This is a genomic window from Burkholderia sp. 567 (genome assembly GCF_040545115.1).
Classification (GTDB): Bacteria; Pseudomonadota; Gammaproteobacteria; order Burkholderiales; family Burkholderiaceae; genus Burkholderia; species Burkholderia ambifaria.
The window spans coordinates 1,014,990-1,041,747 of record NZ_JBEPLG010000001.1 but is presented as its reverse complement, the minus strand read 5'-3'; the positions used below and the strand labels follow the sequence as shown (position 1 = coordinate 1,041,747).

Genomic DNA, 26,758 nt, shown 5'->3' with positions numbered 1-26,758 from the left:
GCCGTCACCTGAGTTTGGCCATGTGATAAAGCCAGATCCCGCCCGCTGCCTGCAGCATGAAAGCGAGGACCAGCAACTGGCGACCGGTGTAATCGTTCCACATCGACTGGAGATAGAGCGGATTGGTCGCGATGACGAAGCTACCGATCGCGATCGGCAGCATGACGAGCACCCATGCAGACAAACGCGTTTCCGACGACATCGCCTCCAGTTCCCGCTCGGCCTGTTCGAGGTCGCGCATGAACGTCGACATCCGGTCGAGCATGATGTCCGCGCGACCGCCGTACCGCACCGACAGCCGCAGCACCGACCCGACCAGTTCGAACTCCTTCGTGTGGTACACGTTCGCGATATGCATCATCGCGCGGTCGATCTCGACGCCCGTCCGCAGCATCCTCGACACATGGTCCAGGCAGCCGCGCAACGGCGCCTCGGTGGTCTGCAGCGCGGCCTGGAACGCGGCCGGCACGCTATTGCCCAGCGTCACCAGCCGCACGATGCCGTCCAGAAACGACGGCAACTGACGAACGATCATCTGGCGCCGCCGATGTATGCGCGACACCAGCCAGAACACGAGCAGCGCGGCGCCGCAGACGAGCGCGGCGATGCCGCCGAGCCAGCCGCCCCGATCCCCGGCGGCAAACGCCGCCCCGGTCAACGCCAGCAGCGCAAGCAGCGCCTTGCCGCGCGCGTCCTCGATTCCCGCACGGCTTGCCACGTTGGCGAAATACTCGGTCGCGACTGCGCGCCAGCGTGCCCATTGCGAAGCGGGTACGCCGGCTGACGCGCGCGCCGCGGCGGGCGCTGCCGCCCCTGCAGACGCCGGCCGGGCTTGCTGCTGACGCACACCGCCCGCTCGCGCGCCGGGTTCGATCCGGCTGTCGATGAAGCGCTGCACGTCGGCGCGATCGCGCTTCATCTCGCCGTGCCGCCACAGCATCAGCGCGGCGGCCACGAGCAGAAGCGCCATTGCCAGCACGCTATACATTGAAACCCCCGCCGCCGCGGCCGAATCCGCCGCCGAACCCGCCACCGCCGCCGCTACCGCCGAAGCCGCCCTGCAGCGTCTGACGGAAGCGGGCGAGCTTCGGCGAGTGCGGATGAATGCCGAGCGATTCCCAGGTGTCGACTTCTTCGCCTTCGGGCGTCACGCGCGCCTCGTAGCGATACAGTTCCTGCGTCGCGATGATGTTGTCCGACAGGCCGGTTACCTCGGTAATCGACAGGATCCGGCGCCGGCCGTTGGACAGACGGCCGATCTGCACGATGAAGTCGATCGCGTTCGCGATCTGCCGGCGCAGGCTCGACTCGGTGCCCTGGAACCCGGCGAAGCCGGCCAGCATCTCGAGACGATAGAGGCACTCGCGCGGCGAACTCGCATGCACGGTTCCCATCGAGCCGTCGTGGCCCGTGTTCATGGCCTGCAGCATTTCGAGCACCTCGCCGCCGCGCACTTCGCCCACGATGATCCGGTCCGGGCGCATCCGCAACGTATTGCGCAGCAAATCGCGAATCGACACGACGCCGGTCCCGTCGAAGCCACCGGGCCGGCTTTCGAGGCGCACGACATGCGGGTGATTCAGCGACAGTTCGGCCGTATCCTCGATCGTCACGACGCGCTCCGGCTCGGGAATGTGGAACGCGAGCGCATTGAGCAGCGAAGTCTTGCCCGAGCTCGTGCCGCCCGACACGAGGATGTTGCAGCGTGCCTCGACCGCCGCCTCGAGCAGCGCACCGAGCTCCGCATTGAACGTGCCGTTGCCGAGCAGATCGGCCGGCTTGAGCGGATCCTTGCGGAATTTCCGGATCGACACGACCGGCCCGTCGATCGACAGCGGCTCGATCACCACGTTGACACGCCCGCCGTCCGGCAGGCGCGCATCGACCATCGGATTCGATTCGTCCAGGCGTCGGCCGATCGGCGCAAGGATGCGTCGCACGATACGCAGCAGGTGCGCGTTATCGGTAAAGCGGATCGGCAGCTTGGCCAGGATCCCGTGGCGCGACACGTAGATGTCGTTGTAGCCGTTGATCAGGATGTCCTCGACATGCGGATCGGCGAGCAAGTCCTCGATCGGCCCGAACCCGGCAAGCTCCTTGGTCAGCGCCTCGGCAATCGTCCTGACCTCGTTCTCGTTGAGCGGGATGCGCCGCAAACGCACGAAGCTGTCGATTTCCAGGTCGACGAACTGATTGATTGCCTGGCGCGACCAACGACCGAATTCGGCCCCCAGTTCCTCGATGCGCGTCAGCAAATGTTCGTGCGCGGCATTCTTGATGTCATGGAACTGCTGCGACTGGGAGAACGGCGCGGCGCCGTCGGCAAATTGAATGTCGTGTGCCATCGCTTACGAACGCTTGGACGAAGGTTGAATGAAACGCTTGAGCACGGACAGGCCCGAAGCGGCGCTCTTTGCCGGCGCCACCGTGCCCGCCAGTCGCTCCGCGAGCGGCTCGAGCGCACGCACATACGGGTCGCGCTCGGCCATGTCGACGATGAGTCGCCCTTGGTTGGCCGCCTGCCCGATCGACACGCGCCGCGCAGGCAGCGTCGCCAGCAACGCGATGCCGAGCCGGTCTGCGATCTGGGCCGGCGTCAGGCTCAGTGCCGCGTCGTACTGGTTGACAACGAGACGCATCTTGCCGAGGTCCATCCCCGCATCGCGCAGCCCCTCGAGCAGATCGACCGCGGAGACGATCGATGCGACGCCCTGATCGCAGACCAGCCACGCCTCGTCGGCAACCGCCGCGATCTGCGCGACGAACTCCAGGTTGGTAAAGCCGCCCAGATCGACAATCTGCTGATCGAAGAAGGCGCGCAGCCGGTTCAGCAGGCCGACGCAGGCCGCGTACGACACGTCACGCAAATCGGCGAGGTTCGGCGGCAGCGTCGTCAACGCGACGCCGCTCGCGTGTCGTGCGAGGGCCGTGTTGACGAAGGTCCGGTCGATGCGGCGCAGGTTGCGCACGGCCTCGACAAAATGGAATTCGCAACGCGTGTTGAGAAAGAGTGCGCTATCGCCCGCCGGCAGACCCAGATCCACGAGTGCCGTTTGCCGGGCATGCGGCGTGGCAACACCGAAGGCAGGCGCGTCGCCGGCGACGATGCCGGCAGCGCCGCGCTTGTGCAGCCATACGGCGAGATTCGATGCGAGCGTACTCACGCCCATCCCGGCGCGCGCACCGAGCAGCGCGACCAGCTTGCCGTGGCGATTGGCCGGTTCCGCGCCGGCGTGCTCGAGCAGTCCGCGCGTGATACGCAATGCGTCTTCCGCGCTGCCAGAAACGTCGATGAAATCGCGCACGCCGGCCCGGAGCGCCGCGAGCGCGCTTTCCGGCTGCGCCAACGTACCGAGCGCGACCACCGGCAGGCTCGGATGTGCAAGACGCACCGCCGCCGCGGCAGCACTCGCTTCGGCCTGGGCACGGGAAAAATCGATGAAGACGATCGCCGGGTTGAGCCCGAGGATGCGCTGGGCCAGCGCGCCGGGCTCCAGCGATACCGCTTCCACCATGCCGGCCGAGACGAGCGTATCCCGCAGCCAGCGCAGATGCTCGTCCTGGTGGGATGCGCATACAAAATAATCAGTCACGGCGGGCTCAGCCAATGAAAGGGTTCTCGCGTTCATGTTGAATACCCCCGAATCCGTATCGCGCGATGCCGCGCCGTGCGGTCATTTCGAAAATCCCGGCGCGGCATCCGGCGACGCGATACCGCCAAGATACGAGCGCCAGACAGGCCCGTCGCGCTGCTCGGACAGCTCACCCGGCGTCGCCGGCAGCGGTGCGCCCTTCGCGATCGGCGCCACCAGATGCGGTGTCACGATGATCACCAACTCCTTGTCGTTCTGCTGGTAATTCAACGATTTGAAGAACGCACCGATGATCGGCAGATCGCCCAGGACCGGCACCTTGCTGATGTTCGACATCGTTTCGCGGTCGATCAGGCCGCCGATCACGAAGCTCTCGCCATCACCCAGTTCGACCGTCGTATCCGCGCGCCGGGTCGTGATGGCCGGCACCGACACGCTGTTGATCGTCACGCCGTGCTGAAAGTCGAGCTGGCTCGATTCGGGCGCGACCTTGAGCGCGATCCGGTGCTGGCTCAGCACGGTCGGCGTCAGCGTGAGACCAACGCCGTACTGCTTCCAGTCGATCGCCGTCGAGCCGAGTGCCTGCGGCACCGGTACCGGAATTTCACCGCCCGCGAGAAAACTCGCGCTCTGCCCCGACAGCGCCACCAGCGTCGGCTGCGCAAGCACGCGGGCCAGGTTGTTCGCTTCGAGAATCGAAATATTGCCGAAAATGCCGCGACCGGCGGAATTCACGACCAGGTTGAACGCCGACGCGATCGGAATGCCGCCCGTCGCCGCGAAGGCCGACGTCGCGCCGCCCGTCACGGACTGAAGACCGCCCGGCGAAAACGCACCGAACGCGAATCCGTTGCTCTGCTTGAAGAAGTTCAGCCCCGCTTCCTTCAGCACCGAGCGGCTGAATTCGACGACGCGCACATCGACCTGCACGACGCTCCGGTTACCGACCGTCGACGCATCGATTACCGTGCCGTCCTTGCCGCCCATCCGCTTGCCGACGGCCACAGCCCGTTCATGCGCGTCGAGCGACGCCGAGGAGCCTGACAGGACCGCGGCTCCGCCGTATCCCTTGACCTTCGGCCCCGAACCATCCAGTGCCGCCTGGGCGGCCGCATCGACGACATTGACGTTCCACACCGTCGGCTCGTCGCGGCCCCGCTCCCACAACAACACGTTCGTCGAACCCGGTGCCTTCGCAACCAGCAGCACGGATCCGGCATGGCTTCCCTTCATGACCAGCACGTCGACGACGGCGGGGTCGCCAACCGCGATCCGTTGCAGCGTGCGGCCGGCAGCGACCTGTCGTTGCGAGCCGACCGCAAGGTCAATCGACGCGTTCGTACCGGCAGCCTCCGTCAGGACACCAAAGGTCATGGCCCAGATAGCAATCGCGTATGCAATCAGTTTGTTTGTCATTGTGTCGGTGCCGTCGCGCGGCCTTCTCTGTTCCGTAGCTGCTGTCGATGATCGTATGTTGATGTCAATAGGCAACCGTTTCGGCACGCCCGCCACGAATGACTTCGATACTGCTGCCGCTCCCCCGGGCCATCACCGGCGCGCGCGGGACAACCGGCGCGCGGGGCGCAGCACGCGCACGCCCACCCGACAGGTCGTCCAGCCATACGCCGCTCGCGGCCTGCGCCGACGGCGTCGCGCCCCCGCCCCCCGTACGAACCGCGACCGTCTGTGTCGCGATGTCGGTGTCGCGCGGATTGCGCAGCGCGAGCGTCAGACGACCGCTTGCCTCGGCGAGCGTGAGCGCATCGACCTGTGCGGTCGGCACGGCGAGCACCGCGGTCCGCACCGCGCCGCTCGGTCCGCCACCGCCGTCCCGATCGGAAGTCGCATCGCCGAACGACAGCACACGGACCCTCGACAGCAGCAGGCGCGCCTGCGTAGCGGGAATCTCCGAATTCACCTGGGCGCCGCCGGATCCGTCACGCCGCAGATTCAGGAACACGTCGACAAAGTTGCCGGGCCGCAGCCGGTTGCCGACCGCGTTCGATTCGTCGACCTTCACGGCGACGGCACGCTCACCAAGCGCCACCTGGTCGGCCAGTCCGGAGGTCAACCCGCCTTCGAGCACCGGTGCTGCGGCAAGAATGTCGTTCGCCGGCACGCGACCGACAAGGGCCGTCGGATCGCTGAACCCGCCAGTCGGCATCATCGGCACCTGTGCGAGCTTCAATGCGTCGGCGGGAATCGGCTGGCCGGCCGGCAGCACGCGCGCGGCCACGACGAGCGGCACCGATTGCGTCGCGACCGTCGGCGTTGCCACAACCGGCGGATGAGCCGGCGCGCGGCCAAGCGTCCATGCATAGATCCCGAGCAGAACTGCGATTGCGATCAGCAGCCCGGCGATGATCTTCGTCAAGTTGTTGGCCATGGTGAATGTCGGTGCCGTAGATTGATGTTGTTATGTTCGAGCGTGGACACCGCTGTGTGCATGTGACCCGCCGTGTATGCTGCCCGGCTCATAGGATGGTTGCCGGATTGATCTGGACGGTGGCCGTGCCGGTAAGCTGCGCCGGCGTGACGAGACCCAGCAACGGCAGCGACGGAACCAGCGGATGCGCCTGGTACGGATAGGTCACCGTGACTGTCACGCAATACATCGCCGGGTCGTAGCTGCAGGCTCCTGATACCGGCGTGGGGATCTGGACATGGGCCAGCCATGAAGTGAGGCCGGCAGCCGTTGTCTTTGCCGCGCTCGCCCGGTCCGTCAGCGCCTGCGAGCCCGAACCGTTGGCCTCATACACATAGTTCAGTGCCGAACGCGCGCCCTCGGTCGCCGCAAGCGTGAGGCTCTGCTGAACCGCGAAAATGAGCCCGAACGTCACGATCGCGTACAGAATCAGGAAAAACAGCGGAAATACCAGCGCGAATTCGACGGCAGTCGCTCCTCGCTCCCTCGAGCACGCGGCCGGTCGATACTGTCGTTTCATCGCCCGCTCCAGGTAACGACCAGATAGCCCAGCCAAATGGCCGCGGGAACGACGAGACACGCCGCGTACGGTGTCGAGCGCCGTCCGGCGAGCGCCATTGCCGGCAATCCGCGCACCCATAACGCGCCGAGCGGCGTGCGAGCGAGCAGCATCAATCCCAGGACGTGCACGCCGGCGGCAAGGCTGGCAATCACCCACAGCCAAAGCAATATCGGCAAACCGCACCACGCACCGAGGACCGCGAATACCTTGACGTCCGCCGCGCCCATGACGCGCATCGCAAAAAGCGGGAAGAAACTGACCAAACCGACCAGCATGCCGATCAATGCCTGCCCGGTTGAAATACCAAATGGATTTGCGTGTATCAGTGAACTGACGAGCGCAGCAGTGCCTCCGCAGATGACAAGCGAATTCCGAACGAGCCGAAATCGAATATCACCGGCAGCAACGAGAGCGGCCCAGGCAAAAAAAATGCTGGTGCTGAGGAGATGTGCCATATCGCGAACGACTGCGCATGCCGATGTAACGGCGAGCGAGCCGCGACCGCGACTCGCTCGCCCCCAACGAACCGCAATGGTTAGGGCAGCGAACTGGCAATCGTGGAGAACAGAGCCGCGATCTTCGTGCCGATGGTCGTCACGCTGGTAATGATCAAGGCTGCAATCAAACCCGCAATCAGCCCATACTCGATCGCGGTCACCCCGTCTTCTTCCTTGAGGAAGCGCTTGATAAGTGCTTTCATTTTTTAATTCCTCGTGCCTGTATGTACGTTTTTTGGCCTTTTATACGTTGTACATCCCCGTATATCTGGCCTGTGCCCCGCGCCGTTCGTTATCTGCGTAACGACAAGCGGGTGCGCTTTCTTTATATGTCACCCCGAGGGGTGAGTATCACAATTTGATGGAAGTTAACATTCGCGATAGTGCCCCTCCTCGAACGTCGTGTACCAATCCGTACATTTCCTTACATCTGCTCCGGATTCTATATCCGTTCCTATTTAAGTTCCAACCTCTTTCAAGGTGGGTCGAAAAAACTTTCCGAGAGCACAACGCATTTGTACGGCGTTTCGGTACGACTTACACATAGGATTTACGATAGGTTAGATGTGCGTGCCTAATCCACCAGTAAAACAACAGACCGCCCGCGGGCCCTGTACCGGCCCAACGTTACGCCGCACGCGTAACGCCAATGTTGAGACGTTACGTTACGAAGCGACCGAAACCGTTCTCATTTGACTGCTTTTAAACAGATTCAACAATCTTTCAATTTCCCCAAATTCCTTTTCCGACAAGGAATTGCGTCGTTTAAAGCCAATCGTCGAGCCGACGGCTCTCGAAATGGCACGACAGTTGCAGAGTAATCCTCGCAGCACTCAACACAACATCAGCTTCAATGCGAGGACGAAATGGACATTCAGGTTATCCCTCATGGCATGCTTCGGACGACTATGATCGCGGCCACCGTGGCAGCCATGCTTTCCCTCTCCGCGTGCGGCGGCTCGGGTTCCATCAGCAAGGGCATCAGCGGTGGCTCCGGTTCCGGCGGCAGCGACTCGATCTCCACGTCGGGCGGCGGCACCTCGGGCGGCACGTCCGGTTCGACGAGCGGCGGCAGCACCAGCGGCTCGACCAGCGGCAGCACGAACGGTTCGACGAGCGGCAGCACCAGCGGAACGACGAGTGGAACGTCCAGCGGTACGAGCGGCACCTCCGGTGTGTCGGCGAACCCGGTAGGGAGTGTCCTCGCACAAGGCGGCAACGTCATCACGAGTCTCGGTGGAACCGCGTCGGGCCTCGGCAGCACCGTCGCGAACCAGTCGCTGCCCGGCGTCGATCCGGCCACGACGCAGGCCGCCGGCGGCATCATCCAGTACGTCGGCGGCGCGGTCACGGCGCTCGGCACTGGCGTGGGCGGCGGCCTCGGCCAGCTCGGTGCGACGAAAGACCCGGTCGGCGTCACGGTCGCGAGCACGGGCGGCGTCGTCAACCAGCTCGGCGGCGCGGTCACGCAGACGGGCAACCTGGTCACGAGCCTCAGCAGCGGCCCGCTGTCGCCGCTCGCCCCCGTCACGGGCGCCGTCGGCGGCCTCGTGACGCAAGTCGGCAACGCGGTCTCGAACGGTGGCACCACGCTCTCCAACGCGCTGTCGACCGGCCCGATCCAGCAGATCACGCAGACGGTCAGCTCGGCCATCACGCCGATCACGACGATGGTCGGCCAGACGACGCAGACGATCGGGACGGCCACCGGCCTCGACGCGCCGGTCAACACGCTGCTCGGCACGATCGGCAACGGCCTGAACCAGGGCGGCGCGCTGATCGCCTCGACGGGCGGCAACCCCGTCACGACCGGCCTCGGCAACACCGTCTCGTCGACCGGCAATACCGTCAAGGCAGTCGGCGGGCTGCTCACGGGCAGCACCGGCGGCGCGACCAACCCGCTCGCACCGCTCACCGGCCTCCTCTCGACGGTCAGCGGCCCGCTCGGCGGCGCAACGGGCGGCACGAGCGGCGGCCCGCTCGCTCCGATCACCGGCCTCGTGTCCACCGTCACCGGCACGCTCGGCGGCGCAGCCGGCGGCACCAGCGGCGGACCGCTCGCTCCGGTCACCGGCCTCGTCTCCACCGTCACCGGCGCACTCGGCGGCGCAGCGGGCGGCACCAGCGGCGGCCCGCTCGCTCCGGTCACCGGCCTCGTCTCCACCGTTACCGGTGCACTCGGTGGCGCAGCCGGCGGCACGAGCGGCGGTCCGCTCGCGCCCGTCACGGGCCTCCTGTCCACGGTCACCGGCGCGCTCGGCAGCGCAACGGGCGGTGGCAATCCAATCGCCGCTCCGGTCACCGCGGTCACCAGCACGAGCGGCGCACCGTCACTGAGCGGCACCACGGGCGCCGTCACGAACTCGGGCTCGGGTTCGAATCTGCTCGCACCTGTCACGTCGCTGATCGGCGGCCTGCTCGGCGGCACGCGCGGCAAGTAATCAGACATCCATTCATCGACAAGACAGCGAGGAGTCCATCATGTCCCAGCAACGTTCCTTCACGACAGTCGCGCTGCGCCAGTGGCGCATGCCCGTCACCGTATTCGCCGCTGCGTGCCTGCTGGCCGCCTGCGGCGGCAACAGCGTCAGCACGCCGCCGACCGCCAACAACGGCGGCGGCTCCAGCGGCACGAGCGGTACCAGCGGCACGAGTGGCACCAGCGGTACGGCGACCGGCACCAACGGCGTCGTCAGCACGGTCGGCCAGACCGCGACCGACCTCGGCAGCACGGTCGGCAACATCAGCGTGCCGGGCCTCGGCGACGGCGTGACGAAGGGCGTCGGCAGCACCATCTCGAGCACCGGCACGATCGTCGGCGCGGCCGCCGACGCGTTGAGCAACGGGCTGGGACAGACCGGCACGATCAAGGACCCGGTCGGCACGACGGTCGCCGGCCTCGGGAACGTCGTCGGCGCGACGAGCAACACCGTGTCGGGGCTGAGCTCGACGGTCAAGGCGCTCGGCACCGGGCAGCTCTCGCCGCTCGCCCCGGTGACGACACCTGTCGGCACCGTGCTCGACACTGTCGCCAACGGTCTGACGGCCGCCGGCACGACGATCGGCTCGACGCTGTCGTCGGGTGCCGTGCAGCAAGTGACGCAACCGCTCAGCTCGGCAATCACGCCGTTGGTGATCACTGCGGGTCAGGTCACGCAACAGGTCGGCACGACCACGGGCCTCGGACAACCGGTGTCGGGCCTGCTCGGTCAGGTCGGCGGCGCGATCAGCTCGGCGGGCAAGCAAGTGGGTAGCACGTCGAATCAACCGCTCGTCGGCGATGTCGGCCAGCTCGTCACCGCGGTCGGCAACACCGTGACGAACGCGGGCGGCCTCGTGAACCCGAACGGCCCGAACGGCGCGGCGCCGATCCCCGGCCTGATCACGAGCCTCGTCGGCGGCTCGACCACGACCGTTCAGAACGGCTCGTCGTCGGGTTCCAGCGCGACGTACCCGCTCGGCGGCCTGCTGTCCGGCCTCGGCTCGACGCCGCTCGGTTCGCTCACGGGCGCGGTCGGCGGCGCGACGGGTGGCGCAGGCGGGGCAAACCCTCTCGCGCCGGTCACCGGTTTGCTGAATACTGTCACCGGAGCAGTGGGTGGTGCTGCGGGATCCGGGGCTTCGTCGAATCCGCTCGCGCCGGTCACGTCGCTCGTCGGCGGGGTGTCGGGGACGGCCTCGTCGGGCGGCTCGACGGGGCTCCTCGCGCCGGTCACGGGGCTGCTGGGCACGCTGGGTAGCGTCGGCAAGTAAGGAGGACGGTCGCGCCTTTGCAGCCGGAGCAGGAGGCGCGGCCGTACAAAACACAACCGGCCATGCGGCACGCGGCGCGCGACACTACGATGTCGCGCCCGCACTAGAACGAAGACGAAAAGAAAGGCCTACGAGGAAGAACAATGAAATCCAGATTCGATACATGGATGATGCTGCTCGCCATCGCAGCAGCAGGCACGGCACAGGCACAGACGCGCGCAGCAGGCAACCCGCTCGATTCCCTCCCCCAGATCAACGCGCCGAAGAAAGGGCCGAGCGTCACCGTGCAGGTCGCGCCGCAGGCGCCGCAGTTGCAGGAGCTGCTGTCGCGACACGTGACACCGACAACGTTCCAGGTCGAAGGCGTGAAGTCGGTGCCGTTCGACGAAATCTCGCGTCGCTTCACGCCCCTCGTCGGCAAGGACATCACGATCGGCGAGCTGATCGAAACCGCCAACGGCGTGACCAGGCTGTACCAGGATCGCGGCTATGCGCTGTCGTTCGCGTTCATTCCCGCGCAGACGTTCGAGAACGGCGTCGTGCGCGTCACGGTCGTCGAAGGCTACGTGTCGGACACCAAGGTCACCGGCAAGCCCGGCGCGATGGAATCGAAGATCCGCGCGATCGCCGCGCACATCACGGCCGATCGCCCGCTGCGCCGCGCGACGTTCGAACGCTACGTGAACACCTTCGGTCTCCTGCCCGGCGTCACGGTGAAGGCCAACGTGCCGCCGCCGCAAACGACCGACGGCGCGACGACGCTCGAACTCGCGGTCGACCGCAAGGCATTCAACATCAGCACCGGCATCGATTTCAATCACCCGGGCGTGCAGGGGCTCATCACCGCGACGGAGAACGGCCTCACGTCGTTTGGCGAGCAATTGAGCATTTCCGCACTGGTGCCGCCCGGACGCGACAAGCAGACCTACGTCGCATTCAGCGGCGCGGTGCCGGTCGGCAGCAGCGGCCTGGTCACGCGCCTCGACGCCAGCACGTATCGCGGCAAGCCGACCGACAACCCGGGCCTGCCGTCGACCGTCGAGCGCACGGTCAAGAACGAGAAGCTCGGTCTTTCGGCGTCCTATCCGTTGCTGCTGAACAACCAGCGTAGCCTGCTCGGCACCGTGTCGGGCTATGCATCGCACAACGAAGACCGCTACCAGAACACGATCACCGGCAACAGCATCGACACGCGCTCGCAGGTCCGCGTGCTGCAGATGCAGCTCGACTATACGAGCGTGTCGGCCAAGCAGGTTCAGAAACTCAGCGTCAACGTCGCGAAGGGCTTCAACATTCTCGGCGCGTCGAAATCGCAGGACATCACGCTCGGCTCGACCACGACGTCGGTGGACAGCCCGATTTCGCTGACGTTCGTGCGCACCGGCGCGACCTTCACGCAAACCAACGAATGGCCGTTCAAGATCGGCACGTCGGTCTCGCTGACGGGCCAGTACAGCCCCGATTCGCTGCCGACGTCCGAACAGATCTCGTTCGGTTCGACGCGCTATGCGCTCGGCTACCAGCCCGGCGAAACGTCGGGCGACTCGGGTTGGGGGATGTCGCTGGAGGTCAATCGCGCCTTCACGCCGGGCTGGACGTACATGAAGTCGATCACGCCGTACATCGCTTATGACAGGGCACGTGTGTACCTGCATACGGGCACGCCATCGCCGAGCCGCTTGTCGTCGGTCGGTATCGGCGTACGGTTTTCGGACAGCCGCTACTACAGTCTCGACCTGAATATCGCGAAGCCGGTCGGCGATGCACCCGTTGAAAGCGCATCGCGCAGCCCGCGCGTGAATGCCGCGTTCTCGTATCAGTTGAACTGATCGGTCACCAGACAGCGCGCGTCTCGCGGGCTGTTTGGATTAGAGCCCCCTCTATCAAACGCAGCGCGTCGTTTCACGTATTCTGGGAAAGCTCGCAACATGCCACGCCCCATGCAGGCGGTCGTGCGGGCGAATCGAACACGACATGAAACAAGGAGGAAGACGATGATTCAACTGACCCGCCCGTTGCGCGCACTGGCCGTCGCAAGCGCACTGCTCGCTTGCGCCGCCCCAACCTACGCGCAGGCCGACAACCCCGTCGGCATGTGGCAGACGATCGACGACAACACGCATCAGCCGAAGGCACTCGTGCAGATCGCCGAAGACGGCGACGGTACGCTGTCGGGCAAGGTCGTCAAGGGCCTCGGCGCCAACGACACGCCCGATCGCCGCTGCACCGCGTGCACGGACGAGCGCAAGGATCAGCTCATCAAAGGCATGACGATCATCAAGGCGATGAAGAAGGACGGCGACCACTGGGACGGCGGCAACATTCTCGACCCGGAAAACGGCAAGGTCTACAAGTGCAAGATGTCGCTGGCAGACGGCGGCCAGAAGCTCGTCGTGCGCGGCTACATCGGCGTATCGCTGCTCGGCCGGTCGCAGACCTGGGTTCGCGCACAATAACGCGACGCGCGTCGAAACGCGCGACGCAATGAAAAATCGGCCTGGGATGTAGTCAGGCCGATTTTGTTTGGGTGCGTGCGTGAATGAAACCGGGCGACATCACGCTGCGTGCTTCAGCGTATCCGACGCATAGCTGCCCGGTGCACGATACACCGGCGCCGCGGCACCCCGCGCCTCAGCCGCCTTCGATTGCGTGTGCTTGCGCATCCGCGTGGACAGTTCGTTGCACAGATTCACGCCTGCGTCGCCATACAGCTCGCGCATCACCTGCATCAACGTGCCGGTCTCGTGCCAGACCTTGAAGCGGCGATGGCATGTCTGGTATGACGGGTAACGACGCGGCATCGCGGACCAGGTCGCGCCGCTATAGATGACCCATAGAACGCCGTTCAGGACGGCGCGCGTGTTGGCCAACGGCCGGCCGCGCAACTCGGTGCGCGGCTGCATTTCGGGCAGAAGCGGCACGACGCAGTGCCACTCGTGGTCGGTCAGATCGCGATACGGTGTCATGGATATCTCCAGCCTTAGGAACCATGACACAACGATATCGGCCGACTTCAACGATGAATATAAGACAAGTCCGAAAATACCCGGGGATCGCGATAATTTGACCGGAATTGACGTTTAAAGCCCGTCATTTATCGAAAACTACGCTCAGGTCAGCGAAGTATCGACGATGCGACGCGGCGTTTCAATGTATTCCTTCGACTGCATCTCGACGATCCGCGACACCGTGCGCGCGAACTCGTTCGCCATCGGCCCTTCGACGTACAACTGTTCCGCCGGCACCGCCGCCGACATCAGCAGCTTGACCTTGTGGTCGTACAGCACGTCGATGAGCCACGTGAAGCGCCGCGCCTCCGATGCCATGCGCGGCGACATCTGCGGCACTTCGGACAGCACGATCGCGTGAAAACGGCTCGCCAGCTCGAGATAGTCGTTCTGCGAACGCGGGCCGCCGCAGAGCGTCGCGAAATCGAACCAGACGACCCCATCGGCCTTGCGCAACGCCTTCAGTTCGCGCTTCTCGATATGCAGGATCGGGCTTTCGTCGGGCACCGCGGCGAGCTTCGCGAATGCATGACGCAGTTCGCGATCGGCGTCCGCGCCGAGCGGCGTGTGATACATCCGCACCTGCGCGAGCGTGCGCTGGCGATAGTCGACGCCCGCGTCGACGTTCAGCACGTCGAGCTTTTCCTTGATCAGCGCGATCGCCGGCAGCATGCGGTCGCGATGCAGGCCATCGGGATACAGGTCGTCGGGATCGTAGTTGGACGTCATCACGAACTGCACGCCGTTGTTGAACAGGCGATCGAGCAGCCGGTACAGGATCATCGCGTCCGCGATGTCCGATACATGGAATTCGTCGAAGCAGATCAGCCGGTAGCGCTTCGCGATGCGTCGCGCGAGTTCGTCGAGCGGATCGGCCTGCCCTTTCAGCTCCTCGAGTTCGCGGTGCACTTCACGCATGAATTCGTGGAAGTGCAGGCGCGTCTTGCGCTGCACGGGCACCACCGCGTAGAAGCTGTCCATCAGGAAGCTCTTGCCGCGGCCGACGCCGCCCCACATGTAGACACCACGCGGCAGGTCCGGATGATTGATGAGCTTCTTGAACGCGTTCGAGCGGCGCGCCTTGTAGTCGACCCACTCGTCGAAGCAGTGCTGCAGGCGGTCGACGGCCGCGCGCTGGGCGGGATCGGACTGATAGCCGCGCGTGGTCAATTCGCGCGTGTAGTATTCGGTGACGTTCATCGGGCAAACCGGAAAAAACGAAGGCGAGCGGGAAACTCCCGCCCGCCTTCGTCATGAGACGGCCGCGCCGGCCAAGGGCCGGCCGCCGCTATACCGCACTCAGCTGTTCAGCGAGCGCTTGTCGACGGCGAGCGCCGCTTCGCGCATCACTTCCGACATCGACGGGTGCGGATGGCAGATGCGTGCGATGTCTTCCGACGCCGCCTTGAACTCCATCGCCACCACGGCTTCGGCGATCAGGTCCGACGCGTTCGCCGCGATCACGTGCACGCCGAGCAGTTCGTCGGTCTTCGCGTCCGCGATCATCTTCACGAAACCGTCCGGCGCGTTCATGCCGAGCGCGCGACCGTTGATCGAGAACGGGAACTTGCCCGACTTGATCTCGCGGCCTTCGGCCTTCAGCTGCTGCTCCGTCTTGCCGACCCAAGCGATTTCCGGGTACGTGTAGATCACCCACGGAATGCAGTTGTAGTCGATGTGCGGCTTCTGGCCGTCGATCACTTCCGCGACCAGCACGCCTTCGTCTTCCGCCTTGTGCGCGAGCATCGGGCCGCGCACCACGTCGCCGATCGCGTAGACGTTCGGCACGGCCGTACGGCAGTGGTCGTCCACGTCGATGAAGCCGCGCTCGTTCGCCTTCAGGCCGATTGCCTCGAGGCCGAGGTTGTCGGTGTTCGGCACGCGGCCGACCGACACGATCAGGCGGTCGGCGTCGAGCGTCTGCGCGTTGCCGTCCTTGTCCGTGTAAGCGATCGACACGCCATCTGCGGTCGTCTTCACGTCACCGATCTTCACGCCGAGATGGATGTCGAGGCCCTGCTTCTTGAACAGCTTGGCCGCTTCCTTCGCGAGCGCTTCGTCGGCCGCGCCGAGGAACGCCGGCAGCGCTTCGAGCACCGTCACTTCGGCACCCAGGCGACGCCACACCGAGCCGAGCTCGAGGCCGATCACGCCCGCGCCGATCACGGCGAGCTTCTTCGGCACCGACTCGAACGTCAGCGCACCTTCGTTGTCCGACACGATCTTGTTGTCGACCGGGACGTTCGGCAGGTGACGCGCCTTCGAGCCCGTCGCGATGATCACGTTCTTCGCGGTGACGACTTCGGTTTCACCTTCGCCGCTCACTTCGATCTGCACGCCGGCGTCGGTCTTGCCGGTGAACTTGCCATGGCCCTTCAGCCAGGTGATCTTGTTCTTCTTGAACAGGAACTCGATCCCGCTCGTCATCTTCTCGACGATCGCGTCCTTGCGGCCGAGCATCTTCGCGACGTCGATCTTCACCCCGTCGACCGTGATGCCGTGGTCGGCCAGGTGATGCGACGTGTTCTCGAACTCCTCCGACGACGCGAGCAGCGCCTTCGACGGAATGCAGCCGACGTTCAGGCAGGTGCCGCCGAGCTTCAGCGCGCCGGCCGGGTTCTTCCACTTCTCGATACAGGCAACGGTCTTGCCGAGCTGCGCGGCGCGAATCGCGGCGATGTAGCCACCGGGGCCGGCGCCGATCACGACGACGTCAAATTCCTTGGACATGACAATCCTTTCTACTTGTACGTCCGCACGCTCGCGCGATGGCGCGAGCGTGCGAAGCGGGTCAATGCAGTGAGACTCGGCTTACAGATCGAGCAGCAGGCGTGCCGGATCTTCCAGCGCATCCTTCATCGCGACGAGCGACAGCACGGCTTCGCGGCCGTCGATGATCCGGTGGTCGTACGACAGCGCCAGGTAGTTGATCGGACGGATCACGATCTGGCCGTTTTCGACAACCGGGCGCTCCTTCGTCGCGTGCACGCCGAGGATGGCCGACTGCGGCGGGTTGATGATCGGGGTCGACAGCATCGAGCCGAACACGCCGCCGTTCGAGATCGAGAACGTACCGCCCGTCATTTCCTCGATCGACAGCTTGCCGTCCTTCGCCTTCTGACCGAATTCGGCGATCTTCTTCTCGATCTCGGCGAGGCTCAGTTGATCCGCATTGCGCAGGATCGGCACGACCAGGCCGCGCGGCGAACCAACCGCGATACCGATGTCGAAGTAGCCGTGATAGACGATGTCGTTACCGTCGATCGACGCGTTCACCAGCGGGAACTTCTTCAGCGCGTGCACGGCCGCCTTCACGAAGAACGACATGAAGCCGAGCTTCACGCCATGTTCCTTCTCGAACTTGTCCTTGTACTTGTTACGCAGTTCCATGACCGGAGCCATGTTCACTTCGTTGAACGTCGTCAGGATCGCGTTGGTCTGCTGCGACTCGAGCAGACGCTCGGCGATACGCGCACGCAGGCGCGACATCGGCACGCGCTGTTCCGGACGGTCGTTCAGCCACGTCGCTGCCGACGCCGGCACCTTCACTTCCGGCAGCGCCGGCTTCGCAGCGGCGGTCTTCGCCGGTGCAGCGGCCGGAGCCGCCTTCGGTGCGCTGCCTGCTGCGAGCGCGTCGCCCTTCGTGACGCGGCCGTCGCGGCCCGAACCTGCGACGTCGCCTGCCGACAGGCCCTTCTCGGCCAGCAGCTTCGACGCGGCCGGCGATGCGGCAGCCGAGCTCGATGCGACAGCGGCAGCCGGCTGGGCTGCCGGTGCGGCTGCAGCAGGTGCTGCTGCCGGCTTCACTTCTGCGGCGCCTGCCGCGGCTTCGGCAGCACCTGCCTTCGCTTCGGTGTCGATCGTCGCGATGATCTGGTCGGCAACGACCGTGTCACCGTCGTTCTGCAGCACTTGCGCGAGCACGCCCGCGGCCGGTGCCGGCACTTCGAGCACGACCTTGTCGGTCTCGAGTTCGATCAGGATTTCGTCCTGCGCGACTGCTTCGCCCGGCTTCTTCTTCCACTGCAGCATGGTGGCTTCCGACACCGACTCCGAAAGCTGGGGGACTTTGACTTCTACGATAGCCATGTGATTTTCCTGGATGCTTAATCTGGGTAATGACGAGGTTCGTGCGATTCCTTCGGCCGGAGCGGCGCGCGACGCGCCCGGCGGGCCAAAAGAGACGGGAAAGCGCCGCGCGCCTTCCCGTTTCGCTTCCGTCGGTTATTTCGCGATCGATGCGCTCTTCAGGCGGCCGAACGCACCTTCGATCAGTGCCTTCTGCTGCTCGTAGTGCTTCGCGTAGTAGCCAACCGCCGGCGAGGCCGAAGCCGGACGGCCGCTGTATGCCAGCTTCTGCCCTTCCTTCATGCCTTCCTTCAGGTGGTGCTCGACGTAGAACCAGGGGCCCTGGTTCTGCGGCTCGTCCTGCACCCAGACCACTTCAGTCGCGTTCTCGTACTTCTTCATTTCGGCTTCGAACTGCTTGTGCGCGAACGGATACAGCTGCTCGATACGGATGATCGCGACGTCGTTCGCCTTCGCTTCGCGGCGATGTGCGACGAGGTCGTAATACACGCGGCCCGAGCATGCCAGCACGCGCTTGACCTTCTTCGCGTCGATGCCGCCGTCGGTTTCGCCCAGCACCGGCTGGAACGAACCCTTCGCGAGTTCCGACAGATCCGACACCGCTTCCTTGTGGCGCAGCAGCGACTTCGGCGTGGCGACGATCAGCGGCTTGCGGAACAGACGGATCATCTGGCGACGCAGCAGGTGGAAAATCTGCGCCGGCGTCGTCGGCTGAACGACCTGCATGTTGTGATCGGCACACAGTTGCAGGAAACGCTCGATACGGGTCGACGAGTGTTCCGGACCCTGGCCTTCGTAGCCGTGCGGCAGCAGCATCGTCAGACCCGACACGCGGCCCCACTTCACTTCACCCGACGAAATGAACTGGTCGATCACGACCTGCGCACCGTTGACGAAGTCGCCGAACTGGGCTTCCCACAACACGAGCGTGTTCGGCTCGGCGGTCGAGTAACCGTATTCGAAGCCCAGCACCGCTTCTTCCGACAGCACCGAGTCGATCACCGTGAACTTCGCCTGACCTTCGGCGATGTTCTGCAGCGGCACGTACGTGCCGTCGTTCCAGCGCTCGCGGTTCTGGTCGTGCAGCACCGCGTGACGGTGTGTGAACGTGCCGCGGCCCGAGTCCTGGCCCGTCAGGCGCACCGAGTAGCCCGATGCGACGAGCGACGCGAATGCGAGGTGTTCGCCCATGCCCCAGTCGAGCGGCTGGTCGCCGCGCGCCATGTTGCGGCGGTCGTTGATCACGCGCTCGACGAGCGGGTGAACCTTGAAGTTTTCCGGGACCGTCGTGATGCGTTCGCCGAGGCGCTTCAGTTCGGCGAGCGGCACGGCCGTATCGGCTGCGTCCGTCCACTTGCGGTTCAGGAACGGAACCCAGTCGACCGCGTACTTGCTCTTGTAGTTCGACAGGACCGGATCGACGGTGTGGTGGCCGTCGTCCATCGCCTTGCGGTACGCCTTCACGTAGTTGTCGGCGTCTTCGGCGGTGATCACGCCCTGCTGCACGAGCTTCTCAGCGTACAGCGCACGGGTGCCCGGGTGCTGCGCGATCTTCTTGTACATCAGCGGCTGCGTGACGGCCGGCGTGTCCTGCTCGTTGTGACCCAGCTTGCGGAAGCAGACGATGTCGATCACGACATCCTTGTGGAACTGCATCCGGTAGTCGATCGCGATCTGGATCGCGAGCACGACGGCTTCCGGATCATCGCCGTTCACGTGCAGCACCGGCGCCTCGATCATCTTGACCACGTCGGTACAGTACAGCGTCGAGCGCGCGTCGCGCGGGTCGGACGTCGTGAAGCCGATCTGGTTGTTGATGACGATGTGCAGCGTGCCGTGCGTGCCGTAACCGCGCGTCTGCGCGAGGTTCAGCGTTTCCATCACGACGCCCTGGCCGGCGAAGGCCGCGTCGCCGTGGATCTGCACCGGCAGCACCTGCAGGCCGTCTTCGTCGCCGCGACGGTCCATCCGCGCCTTCGCGGAACCTTCGACCACCGGGTTCACGATTTCGAGGTGCGACGGGTTGAATGCGAGCGACAGGTGGACCGGACCGCCTTCGGTCGACACGTCCGACGAGAAGCCCTTGTGATACTTCACGTCGCCGGCCGGCAGGTCGTCGACGTGCTTGCCTTCGAATTCGGCGAACAGGTCGGCCGGCATCTTGCCCAGCGTGTTGACCAGCACGTTCAGACGGCCGCGGTGCGCCATGCCGATGATGATTTCCTGCACGCCGCTCTTGCCTGCGTGCTGGACGACTTCATCCATCGCCGCGATGAAGCTTTCGCCGCCTTCGAGCGAGAAGCGCTTCTGGCCGACGTACTTGGTGTGCAGATAGCGCTCGAGGCCTTCCGCCGCCGTCAGGCGATTCAGGATGTGCTTCTTCTTGTCGACCGAGAAGGCCGGCGTCGCGCGGGTCGATTCCAGGCGCTCCTGCCACCAGCGCTTCTGCTCCGGATCGCTGATGTACATGAACTCGGCGCCGATCGTGCCGCAGTACGTGTCACGCAAGCCCTTGACGATGTCGCGCAGCGAAGCCTGGTCGAAACCGAAATACAGGTTGCTTGCGCTGTAGGTCTGGTCGAGGTCGCCTTCGGAGAAGTCGTAGAACGCGGGTTCGAGCTCGGGAATGGCGGGACGTTCGCGACGCTTCAGCGGATCCAGATTGGCCCATTGCGAGCCGAGGAAGCGATAGGCGCTGATGAGGGACTGGACGTGGACCTGCTTGCGCGCGGTCGCCAGATTGCTGGTGCTTTCGCGCGGGATGAAGGCATTGGCCTTCGCACGCTCGGCGAACGATTCGACGATCGGAAAATGAGCGACGTCATTGGCGGTCGAGCCGTCGGTTGCAGGCACGTTCTGCAGCGCGTCGAAATACTCTCGCCAGTTCTCCGGCACCGATGCCGGATTGTTGAGGTATGCATCGTACAGTTCTTCAACGTACGAAGCATTGCCGCCGAACAGATAGGAGTTCAGCTGAAACTGCTTCATTACATCTGACATTTTACGCTCACCTTTCTTCGAGCTTCTCGAGAAATAGCGGGTTACTCAACCTTCCGCGACACGGCCTGACCGTTTAGCGGATTGCGAATCAAGTCTTGCTTGGAAGGACCTAAAACTTGCGTGCGCGCAGCATATCACAGAACCGATACCGAAGTTCACGGCGAGATGCGCCCGGAAGCACCGTACGACGGGGTTTTGCCCGATTGCCATGACACCGGGGAACAGTGTTTTGCAACCGCTCCGGTTGCACCGCGCGAAGATGCAAAAAAGGCCGCCCGAAGGCAGCCTTTTTCGTCATGCACGGGAACGATCGATGCTTAGTCGACCGCGCCTTCGCGGCTCGCGCGGCGACGCTCGTGCTCCTTCAGGAAGCGCTTGCGCAGGCGGATCGACTGCGGCGTCACTTCGACGAGCTCGTCGTCGTCGATGAATTCGACCGCGTATTCGAGCGACATCTGGACCGGCGGCACGAGACGCACGGCTTCGTCGGTACCCGACGCACGCACGTTGGTCAGCTGCTTGCCCTTGATCGGGTTCACGACGAGGTCGTTGTCGCGGCTGTGGATGCCGATGATCATGCCCTCATACAGCGCGTCGCCCGGCTTCACGAACATGCGGCCGCGATCCTGCAGCTTCCACAGTGCGTATGCCACTGCCGCGCCATCGTCCTGCGAAATCAGCACGCCGTTGCGGCGCTCGAAGACCGAGCCGTCCTTGACCGGTGCGTACGAGTCGAAGATGTGGCTCATCAGGCCCGTGCCGCGCGTGAGCGTCAGGAATTCGCTCTGGAAGCCGATCAGGCCACGCGCCGAGATCTTGTATTCCAGACGCGTGCGGCCGCGGCCGTCCGACGCCATGTCGAGCATTTCGCCCTTGCGGCGGCCGAGCTCTTCCATCACGCCGCCCTGGTGCTCGTCCTCGACGTCGACGGTCAGCAGCTCGTACGGCTCGTGGCGCACGCCGTCGATTTCCTGCATCACGACGCGCGGACGCGACACGGCCAGCTCATAGCCTTCACGGCGCATGTTTTCGACGAGAATCGTCAGGTGCAGTTCGCCGCGGCCCGACACTTCGAACACCGTTTCGTCGCCCGTGTCCTTCACGCGCAGCGCGACGTTGTGGTTCAGTTCCTTCATCAGGCGATCGCGGATCTGGCGGCTCGTGACGAACTTGCCTTCGCGGCCGGCCAGCGGCGACGAGTTGACGAGGAAGTTCATCGTCAGCGTCGGCTCGTCGACGGTGATCATCGGCAGCGCTTCCGGCGTATCCACCGCGCAGATCGTCGCGCCGATGCCGACATCTTCAATACCGTTGATCAGCACGATGTCGCCTGCTTCGGCCGAGTCGACCTGCACGCGCTCGAGGCCCGTGAACGACAGCACCTGGTTGATCTTGCGGTTCAGCACATCGCCTTCCGGGCCGAAGCGCATCGCGACCGGCTGACCCGGCTTGATGCGGCCACGCGTGATGCGGCCGACGCCGATCCGGCCGACGTACGTCGAATAGTCGAGCGACGTGATCTGCAGCTGCAGCGGCGCGTCCGGATCGGCCGGACGGACCGGCACGTGCTGGAGGACCGCCTCGAACAGCGGGCGCATGTCGCCCTCGCGCGCGGCCGGGTCGAGCGACGCATAGCCGTTCAGGCCCGATGCGTAGACGATCGGGAAGTCGAGCTGCTCTTCGGTCGCGCCCAGCTTGTCGAACAGGTCGAACGTCTGGTTGATGACCCAGTCGATCCGCGCACCCGGACGATCGATCTTGTTGACGATGACGATCGGCTTCAGGCCGAGCGCGAGCGCCTTCTTCGTGACGAAGCGGGTCTGCGGCATCGGGCCTTCGACCGCGTCGACGAGCAGCAGCACCGAGTCGACCATCGACAGCACGCGCTCCACTTCGCCGCCGAAGTCCGCGTGCCCCGGCGTGTCGACGATGTTGATGTGCGTGCCTTCGTATTCGACCGCGCAGTTCTTCGCGAGAATCGTGATCCCGCGCTCTTTTTCGATGTCGTTCGAGTCCATCACCCGTTCGGCAATCTGCTGGTTCTCGCGGAAGGTGCCGGACTGGCGAAGCAGTTGGTCGACGAGCGTGGTCTTGCCGTGGTCGACGTGGGCGATGATGGCGATATTGCGAAGGGCGCGGGTCATAGAAACCTGGAAATCGTTGAACGCGCAAACGCGCACGCTCGTCAGTCCGTGGGACACGTGCGCGCGCGTTGCAGCTTGGAAACCACAAATTATAGCACGTGAGCGTGGCGGCAGCCGCGCTGTTCGTTGCAGCGCAACAAACCACCCGCCCCTGCGGCTGCCCCGCCCCGGATCGACGGGCCGGCGGCACGCCGAAGACCCTGACGCCGACAAGGGGATTTTGGGGCGCGAAGCGCGCCCTCGCCCGTTCGATTAACATTTGCCGCGGCAAGCAATTGTGCCTATACTGCTGCCTAGTCAACTATTGCAGCCTCAGGGTTTTATGTCGGATTCTCCTTCCCAACCGCCTGTTTCGCCGCTGTCCTCGTATCAGATGAACGACAGCGTCGGTTATCTGATGTCGCGCGTGAAATCGGTGATGACCAACCTCGTCACGCAGCGCACGCAGGAAGAGCTCGGCATCACCGGCACGCAGGCGAGCATGCTGTTCATGATCGCAGTCGGCAGATGCTCGACGGCCGCCGAGCTCGCGCGGGAATACGGGATCGACGCGAGCGCGGTCACGCGCCTGCTCGATCGCGTCGAGAAGCGCGGGCTGCTGTCCCGCGTGCGCAGCATCGAGGATCGGCGGGTCGTGCGGCTCGAGCTGACCGACGAAGGCCGCGCGCTTGCCGAGCGGCTGCCGCCGGTGTTCCGCAGCGTGCTCGACGAGCTGCTGGGCGGATTTACGCCGGAAGAAGTCGGGTTCCTCAAGAGCATGCTGCGCCGCATTCTCAGCAACTATTGCGAGAACGCCGGCGGTAGCGCCCCGCAATAGTTGCCATAACAATTACTTTTGACAGATTAATGTAAGGAAATCCTTGCAGTGTCCATCATTCATTCCGAGTCAGGGAACAGCGCGATGAAACCCTCCCCGTTGTCCGTGCGCGCCGGGTCGTGCCGCGCCGCCGTCGCCGCCGCGGTTGCCGCGCTGGCGCTGGCGGGCTGCGCAAACTACATCGGCATCAAGAGCGACAAGCAGATCGCTCCCGCGTCGCAATTCGACACCACCCAGAGCCTGCCGGCCCAGGGCGGCCAGTGGCCGGCGCTCGACTGGGCCAACCAGTTCGGCGATCCGCAGCTGCCGAAGTTGATCGACGAAGCGCTCGAGGGCAGCCCGTCGATCGCGCAGGCGCAGGCGCGCATCGCGAAAGCATCGTCGTACATCGAATCGTCGCGCTCGAACCTGATGCCGAAGGCCGAAGCCAGCTACTCGTGGACGCGCGAGCTGTATTCGGCGAACGCGCTGTTCCCGCCGCCGTACGGCGGCCAGTGGTACAGCGAGAACAATGCGCTCGCGAGCGCGTCGTGGGATCTCGACCTGTGGGGTAAGAATCGCGAGCGCCTGCACACGGCCGTGTCGCAGGAAAAGGCCGCCGAAGCCGACATGCAGCAGGCGCGCATCACGCTCGCGGCGTCGGTCGCCCGCACCTACAACTCGCTCGCGCAACTCTATGCGCTGCGCGACATCGCGCAACGCGAGATCACCAACCGCCAGACGGTCGGCAAGATCACCGACGGCCGCGTGTCGGCCGGCCTCGACACCAACGTCGAACGCCAGACCGCGCGCGGCAATATCGCGACGACCCAGGCGTCGCTGTCCGACCTCGACGGCCAGATCACGACCGTGCGCTACCAGCTCGCCGCGCTGCTCGGCAAGGGTCCGGACCGCGGGCTGCAGATCGCCGCGCCGGTGATGAGCCCGGCCGGCGACGTCGCGCTGCCCGGCAACCTGCCGGCCGACCTCGTGTCGCGCCGCCCCGACATCGTCGCCGCGCGCTGGCAGGTCGAAGCCGCGATGCACGACGTGAAGGAAGCGAAAGCCGAGTTCTTCCCGGACGTGAACCTCGCTGCCGGCTTCGGCTTCGATGCGTTCGGCTGGGGCAAATTCCTGAATTTCGCGAGCCGCCAGGCGCAGTTCGGTCCGGCCATCCACCTGCCGATCTTCGATGCCGGCGCGTTGCGCGCGCAGCTCAAGGGCCGTTATGCGGACTTCGACCTGTCGGTCGCGAACTACAACCAGACGCTGATCAACGCGCTGAACGACGTCGCGACGCAGGTCGCGTCGATCCGCGCGGTCGATCGCCAGATGGACGACGCGCAGCGTGCACTCGACGCGTCGACGCGTGCGTACGACCTCGCCGTGATCCGCTACAAGGCCGGCCTGTCGCCCCAGCTCCAGGTGCTGACCGCGGACAGCAACCGCCTCGCATCGGAACAGACGGTGACCAACCTGAAGATGCGCCGGCGCGACATGCAGCTCGCGCTGATCAAGGCGCTCGGCGGCGGGTTCGACGCGACCGGCACGCGGCTCGCCGCGCCCGACGCCGGCAAGCCGACGAAACAGGCCGCCAACTGATCCGGCGCCACCACTACGCAGACACTCGAAATAACGGACGGAGAAAATCGCCATGAGCGACCCTCAACAAAACGCCGCCAGCGCACAGCCGCAGAACAACGGGAAGCGCAAACGGATGATGACGCTGCTGATCGCGGTCATCGTGATCGCGGCCATCGCGTACGGCCTGTACTACTTCCTCGTCGCGCGCTTCCATGAAGAGACCGACGACGCGTACGTGAACGGCAACGTCGTGCAGATCACGCCGCAGATCACGGGTACCGTGATCGCCGTGAAGGCCGACGATACGCAGACGGTCAAGGCCGGCGACCCGCTGGTCGTGCTCGATCCGGCTGACTCGCAGGTCGCGCTGCAGCAGGCCGAGGCCAACCTCGCGCAGACGGTGCGCCAGGTGCGCGGCCTGTTCGTCAACGACGATCAATACCGTGCGCAAGTCGCGCTGCGCCAGTCCGACCTGTCGAAGGCGCAGGACGACCTGCGCCGCCGGGTGGCCGTCGCGCAGACGGGCGCCGTGTCGCAGGAAGAAATCTCCCATGCACGCGACGCGGTGCGCGCCGCGCAGGCGTCGGTCGACGCGGCGCAACAGCAGCTCGCATCGAACCGCGCGCTGACCGCGAACACGACGATCGCGTCGCATCCGAACGTGATGGCTGCCGCGGCGAAGGTGCGCGACGCGTACCTCGCGAACGCGCGTAACGTGCTGCCCGCGCCGGTCACCGGCTATGTCGCGAAGCGCTCGGTGCAGGTCGGCCAGCGCGTGTCGCCGGGCAACCCGCTGATGTCGGTCGTGCCGCTGAATGCGGTGTGGGTCGACGCGAACTTCAAGGAAGTCCAGCTCAAGCACATGCGCATCGGCCAGCCGGTCGAGCTGACGGCCGACATCTACGGCTCGTCGGCGGTCTACCACGGCAAGGTCGTCGGCTTCTCGGCCGGGACGGGCTCGGCGTTCTCGCTGCTGCCGGCGCAGAACGCGACGGGCAACTGGATCAAGGTCGTGCAGCGCCTGCCGGTGCGTATCGAGATCGATCCGAAGGAGCTCGAGAAGCACCCGCTGCGTATCGGCCTGTCGATGCAGGTCGACGTCAACATCAAGGACGAGCGCGGCGACCAGCTCGCCAACGCGCAGAACACCGTCTACGAGACCAACGTGTTCGCGAAGTACGGCGATGAAGCCGACGCCGAGATCGCACGCATCATCGCCGAGAACGCGGGCGGCAACGCGCCGGCGCCGGCCGCCGCGAAGGCGAGCGGCGCCGCCAAGATGATGTAACGACTCCGACTCCGGAAAA

The 26,758-nt window shown here is 65.0% G+C and carries 21 protein-coding genes; 7 read left to right on the top strand and 14 right to left on the bottom strand.

The annotated features are described in order from the left end of the window. Positions 1-4: 4 nt before the first annotated feature. The 8 genes from ABIC50_RS04830 to ABIC50_RS04795 form a co-directional block, all read right to left on the bottom strand. A complete protein-coding gene (locus tag ABIC50_RS04830; RefSeq protein WP_354161955.1) occupies positions 5-988 on the bottom strand; it encodes a type II secretion system F family protein in 984 nt (327 codons plus the stop codon). Continuing rightward, complete coding sequence (locus tag ABIC50_RS04825; RefSeq protein WP_011656708.1) at positions 981-2,345, bottom strand: TadA family conjugal transfer-associated ATPase; 1,365 nt, start codon at positions 2,343-2,345, stop codon at positions 981-983. Before ABIC50_RS04825 ends, ABIC50_RS04830 begins: the two co-directional genes overlap by 8 nt. 3 nt (positions 2,346-2,348) lie before the next feature. Further along, positions 2,349-3,629, bottom strand: coding sequence for a fimbrial protein (locus ABIC50_RS04820; RefSeq protein WP_011656707.1), 1,281 nt, complete (start codon positions 3,627-3,629; stop codon positions 2,349-2,351). A 45-nt stretch (positions 3,630-3,674) separates the two neighbouring features. Next, positions 3,675-5,009 (bottom strand): type II and III secretion system protein family protein, encoded by a 1,335-nt coding sequence (locus tag ABIC50_RS04815; protein ID WP_126227634.1) that lies wholly within the window; start codon positions 5,007-5,009, stop codon positions 3,675-3,677. A gap of 64 nt (positions 5,010-5,073) precedes the next feature. After that, complete coding sequence (gene cpaB / locus ABIC50_RS04810; RefSeq protein WP_354161952.1) at positions 5,074-5,979, bottom strand: Flp pilus assembly protein CpaB; 906 nt, start codon at positions 5,977-5,979, stop codon at positions 5,074-5,076. A gap of 88 nt (positions 5,980-6,067) precedes the next feature. Beyond that, entirely contained in the window at positions 6,068-6,538 is a 471-nt protein-coding gene (locus ABIC50_RS04805; protein ID WP_011656704.1) for a TadE/TadG family type IV pilus assembly protein, read from the bottom strand. After that, positions 6,535-7,035: an A24 family peptidase gene (locus tag ABIC50_RS04800; protein ID WP_105834283.1), complete on the bottom strand. Its 501-nt coding sequence runs from the start codon at positions 7,033-7,035 to the stop codon at positions 6,535-6,537. Before ABIC50_RS04800 ends, ABIC50_RS04805 begins: the two co-directional genes overlap by 4 nt. An 80-nt stretch (positions 7,036-7,115) precedes the next feature. Then, positions 7,116-7,280, bottom strand: a complete 165-nt coding sequence (locus tag ABIC50_RS04795; protein ID WP_011656702.1) for a Flp family type IVb pilin — start codon at positions 7,278-7,280, stop codon at positions 7,116-7,118. A 663-nt stretch (positions 7,281-7,943) separates the two neighbouring features. Between ABIC50_RS04795 and ABIC50_RS04790 the strand changes: the two genes are divergently transcribed. From ABIC50_RS04790 to ABIC50_RS04775, 4 genes are all read left to right on the top strand, one after another. Further along, positions 7,944-9,518, top strand: coding sequence for a collagen-like triple helix repeat-containing protein (locus ABIC50_RS04790; protein ID WP_354161949.1), 1,575 nt, complete (start codon positions 7,944-7,946; stop codon positions 9,516-9,518). A gap of 40 nt (positions 9,519-9,558) precedes the next feature. Further along, positions 9,559-10,830 carry a collagen-like triple helix repeat-containing protein gene (locus ABIC50_RS04785; protein WP_354161946.1) on the top strand — a complete coding sequence of 424 codons (1,272 nt, stop codon included), beginning with the start codon at positions 9,559-9,561 and terminating at the stop codon, positions 10,828-10,830. 143 nt (positions 10,831-10,973) lie between these two features. After that, on the top strand, positions 10,974-12,659 hold the full coding sequence (locus tag ABIC50_RS04780) for a ShlB/FhaC/HecB family hemolysin secretion/activation protein (RefSeq protein WP_354161944.1): 1,686 nt from the start codon (positions 10,974-10,976) through the stop codon (positions 12,657-12,659). A 165-nt stretch (positions 12,660-12,824) separates the two neighbouring features. After that, complete coding sequence (locus ABIC50_RS04775) at positions 12,825-13,286, top strand: DUF2147 domain-containing protein (RefSeq protein WP_011656698.1); 462 nt, start codon at positions 12,825-12,827, stop codon at positions 13,284-13,286. Between the two features lie 99 nt (positions 13,287-13,385). Here the strand turns inward: ABIC50_RS04775 and ABIC50_RS04770 are convergent, their stop codons facing one another. From ABIC50_RS04770 to typA, 6 genes are all read right to left on the bottom strand, one after another. Then, entirely contained in the window at positions 13,386-13,796 is a 411-nt protein-coding gene (locus tag ABIC50_RS04770) for a transposase (protein ID WP_006752277.1), read from the bottom strand. A 144-nt stretch (positions 13,797-13,940) separates the two neighbouring features. Further along, positions 13,941-15,038 (bottom strand): cell division protein ZapE, encoded by a 1,098-nt coding sequence (zapE, locus tag ABIC50_RS04765; protein ID WP_006752278.1) that lies wholly within the window; start codon positions 15,036-15,038, stop codon positions 13,941-13,943. Between the two features lie 99 nt (positions 15,039-15,137). Continuing rightward, entirely contained in the window at positions 15,138-16,568 is a 1,431-nt protein-coding gene (lpdA, locus tag ABIC50_RS04760; RefSeq protein WP_126227628.1) for a dihydrolipoyl dehydrogenase, read from the bottom strand. Positions 16,569-16,649: 81 nt separating this feature from the next. Further along, a complete protein-coding gene (gene odhB, locus ABIC50_RS04755; RefSeq protein ID WP_011656695.1) occupies positions 16,650-17,927 on the bottom strand; it encodes a 2-oxoglutarate dehydrogenase complex dihydrolipoyllysine-residue succinyltransferase in 1,278 nt (425 codons plus the stop codon). Positions 17,928-18,062: 135 nt separating this feature from the next. Next, positions 18,063-20,927, bottom strand: coding sequence for a 2-oxoglutarate dehydrogenase E1 component (locus tag ABIC50_RS04750; RefSeq protein WP_006752281.1), 2,865 nt, complete (start codon positions 20,925-20,927; stop codon positions 18,063-18,065). A 317-nt stretch (positions 20,928-21,244) separates the two neighbouring features. Then, positions 21,245-23,071, bottom strand: a complete 1,827-nt coding sequence (gene typA, locus ABIC50_RS04745; protein WP_006752282.1) for a translational GTPase TypA — start codon at positions 23,069-23,071, stop codon at positions 21,245-21,247. A 322-nt stretch (positions 23,072-23,393) separates the two neighbouring features. Here typA and ABIC50_RS04740 point away from each other — a divergent pair, with 322 nt between their 5' ends. The 3 genes from ABIC50_RS04740 (at position 23,394) to ABIC50_RS04730 (ending at position 26,739) form a co-directional block, all read left to right on the top strand. Further along, on the top strand, positions 23,394-23,888 hold the full coding sequence (locus ABIC50_RS04740; protein ID WP_105834276.1) for a MarR family winged helix-turn-helix transcriptional regulator: 495 nt from the start codon (positions 23,394-23,396) through the stop codon (positions 23,886-23,888). 84 nt (positions 23,889-23,972) lie between these two features. Then, positions 23,973-25,469: an efflux transporter outer membrane subunit gene (locus ABIC50_RS04735; RefSeq protein ID WP_354161941.1), complete on the top strand. Its 1,497-nt coding sequence runs from the start codon at positions 23,973-23,975 to the stop codon at positions 25,467-25,469. Between the two features lie 52 nt (positions 25,470-25,521). Continuing rightward, on the top strand, positions 25,522-26,739 hold the full coding sequence (locus ABIC50_RS04730) for an HlyD family secretion protein (protein ID WP_012363744.1): 1,218 nt from the start codon (positions 25,522-25,524) through the stop codon (positions 26,737-26,739). The last annotated feature ends 19 nt before the right edge of the window (positions 26,740-26,758 follow it).